Origin of the sequence: uncultured Phenylobacterium sp. (assembly GCF_902826855.1) — a bacterium.
Lineage (GTDB): Bacteria > Pseudomonadota > Alphaproteobacteria > Caulobacterales > Caulobacteraceae > Phenylobacterium.
Genome location: NZ_CADEGK010000008.1, coordinates 48,198 through 51,228, shown reverse-complemented (window position 1 = coordinate 51,228; position 3,031 = coordinate 48,198). Strand labels below are relative to the sequence as shown.

General features: G+C 69.8%; 1 protein-coding gene and 1 pseudogene (1 of these 2 running past the window's edge). Both read right to left on the bottom strand.

From position 1 onward, the window contains the following. The coding region (locus tag QZV94_RS02555; protein WP_293676229.1) for a CusA/CzcA family heavy metal efflux RND transporter at positions 1-2,029 on the bottom strand (2,029 nt) is incomplete at its 3' end. Further along, positions 2,026-3,031, bottom strand: a pseudogene (locus QZV94_RS02550) (efflux RND transporter periplasmic adaptor subunit); it runs 471 nt beyond the window's last position. The pseudogene QZV94_RS02550 and the gene QZV94_RS02555, both read right to left, overlap by 4 nt.

The following is a 3,031-nucleotide window of genomic DNA, read 5'->3' as shown; positions in this document are numbered from 1 at the left end:
TGCCGGTGGCCAGCATGTCGATGCGGTTGCGGATCGGCGGCACCCAGATGTTGGCGAGGCCGGGGACCTGCACCGTCCGGTCCAGCTCCTCGACGAGTTTCTCAGGCGTCATGCCCTGCCGCCACTCGGCGCGAGGCTTGAACTGGATGGTGGTCTCGAACATCTCCAGCGGCGCGGGATCGGTGGCGGTCTCCGCGCGGCCGGCCTTGCCGAATACGGTCTTCACCTCCGGCACGGTCTTGATCAGCCGGTCGGTCTGCTGCAGCAGCTCCGAGGCTTTGGCGGTCGAGATGCCGGGCAGGGCCGAGGGCATGTAGAGCAGGTCGCCCTCGTCCATCTGCGGGATGAACTCGCCGCCCAAGCGGCTGAGCGGCCAGGCGGTGGTGGCGAAGACGGCGAGGGCGACCAGCAGCACCGTCTTGGGCCTGCGCAGCACCCAGTCGATGGCCGGGCGATAGGCCTGGGTGAGCCAGCGGTTCAGCAGGTTGGCGTTCTCGGGCGGAATGCGGCCGCGGATCAGGTAGCCCATCAGCACCGGGACCAGGGTCACCGACAGGATCGCCGCGCCGGCCATGGCGTAGCTCTTGGTGAAGGCCAGAGGCGAGAACAGGCGGCCTTCCTGGGCCTGCAAGGCGAACACGGGCACGAACGACAGGGTGATGATCACCAGGCTGAGGAACAGCGCCGGCCCGACCTCGGCCGCCGCTGCGGTGACGACCTTCCACCGGGTTTCGCTCGACATCGCGGCGCGCGGGTGCTCGTGCTCCCAGCGCTCGATGTGCTTGTGGGCGTTCTCGATCATCACCACGGCGGCGTCCACCATCGCCCCCACGGCGATGGCGATGCCGCCCAGCGACATGATGTTGGCGTTGACGCCCTGGACCCGCATCACGATGAAGGCGAACAGCACGCCGAGCGGCAGGGTGAGGATCGCCACCAGGGCCGAGCGCGCGTGCCAGAGGAAGAGGCCGCAGATCAGGGCCACGACCACAAACTCCTCGAGCAGCTTCTGGGTGAGGTTGGCGATCGCCCGGTCGATCAGCTGAGACCGATCATAGGTGGTGACGATCTCCACCCCGGCCGGCAGGCTCCGCTTCAGCTCCTCGACCTTGGCTTGCACGGCCTTGAGCGTTTCGCGCGGGTTCTTGCCGGAGCGCAGGATCACCACGCCGCCGGCCACCTCGCCCTCGCCGTTCAGCTCCGCCACGGCGCGGCGGGTCTCAGGGCCAATCTGAATGGTCGCCACTTCGCCCAGCGTCACCGGCACGCCCCCTGCGGCGGTGCGCAGTGGGATCGCGCGGAAGTCGTCCAGGGTCTTCAGGTAGCCGCTGGCGCGGACGATGTATTCGGCCTCGGCCATCTCCAGCACCGAGCCGCCGGCCTCCTGGTTGGCCCTTTGGATGGCCTGCACCACCTGCTGGTGCGTGACGCCGTAGCCGGCCAGCTTCGCGGGATCGAGCACCACCTGGTACTGGCGCACCATGCCGCCGATGGCGGCGACCTCGGCAACGCCCGGCAAAGTCTTCAGCTCGTAGCGCAGGAACCAGTCCTGGATTCCGCGGAGCTGGGAGAGGTCGTGACGCCCGGTTTTGTCGACCAGGGCATATTCGTAGATCCAGCCGACCCCGGTGGCGTCCGGGCCGAGCGCCGGCCTGGCCTGGGCGGGCAGCCGGCTCTGCACCTGGCTGAGGTACTCCAGCACCCGCGAGCGGGCCCAGTAGAGGTCGGTCCGGTCGTCGAACAGGACGTAGACGTAGCTGTCGCCGAAGAACGAGTAGCCGCGAACGGTCTTGGCCCCCGGGACCGAGAGCATGGTGGTGGTCAGCGGATAGGTGACCTGGTTCTCGACGATCTGCGGGGCCTGGCCGGGGTAGCTGGTGCGGATGATCACCTGGGTGTCGGAGAGGTCCGGCAACGCGTCCACAGGGGTGGACCGAACCGCCATGACGCCGACGACCAGGAGGGCGGCCGCCGCCAGCAGAACCAGGAAACGGGCGCGCACCGAGGCGCGAATGATCCAGGCGATCATCGCGCGGGCACCTTGCCCAGGCGTCGGACCGTAGGACCGGCCGCCGCCTGCTCGAAGGCGAAGGCAACCCGGTCGCCCACCTTCACGCCGCGGCCCAGCGCCGGATCGGCGAGCCGGAACTGCATGGTCATCGCGGGCCAGCCGATGGCGGGCACCGGTTCGTGGCTAAGGGTGATCCCCGTCGGCGTGATCTGCTCGACCTTGCCGACGCTCTCGTGGACTGCCGCCGCAGGGGGCTTCTGCGTCTCGGTCGCGGCCGGCCTAGCCTGGACACCGGAGAGGCTGGCCTCGCTGTCGAGCAGGAACTGGCCGGAAGCCACCACCTTCTCGCCTACGGACAGCCCCGCAAGCACCTCAGTCCTGCCGCCGCCTTCACGGCCAGTCTTGACCTCGGCCGGCAGGTAGCGACCACCTGGCCCGGCGACCATGACAAGGGTGCGCCGCCCGGTGCGGATCACCGCCTCGGACGGGACCAGTAAGGCCGGACGATCCGCGCCGCCCAGCCGCACCGTGGCGAACAGCCCCGGCCGCAGGCGCCCACCCGGGTTCGGCAGTTCGATGCGGACGGTAAGGGTCCGGCTCTCCGCCTGGGCCTGCGGCAGCACAGCCGTCACGTGGCCGGTGAACACCTCACCCGGATAGGCGGCCAGGGTCGCGTCGGCGGTCTGTCCGACGCGGACCTCGCCCGCCATCGCTTCGGGTACGGCGGCGTTCAGCCAGACGCGGGCGAGGCCGTTGACCTCCGCCAGCGTCTGGCCGGCGGTAACCGCCATGCCGGACCGCACGCTCAAGGTCTTGATGACCCCGCCCGAGGGGGTGGAGACGGTCGCCACGTTGCGCACGCGCCCGCTGCGCTCGACGGACGCGATCAGCGTCTCCGGCATGCCCAGCAGTCCAAGCCGCTGGCGCGCCGCCTGGATGAGGTCTGGGTTGCCGGTTCGTCTCACGGCCAGAAACTCGCCTTGCGCCCCGGCCCACTCGGGAACCAGCAGGTCCGCCAGC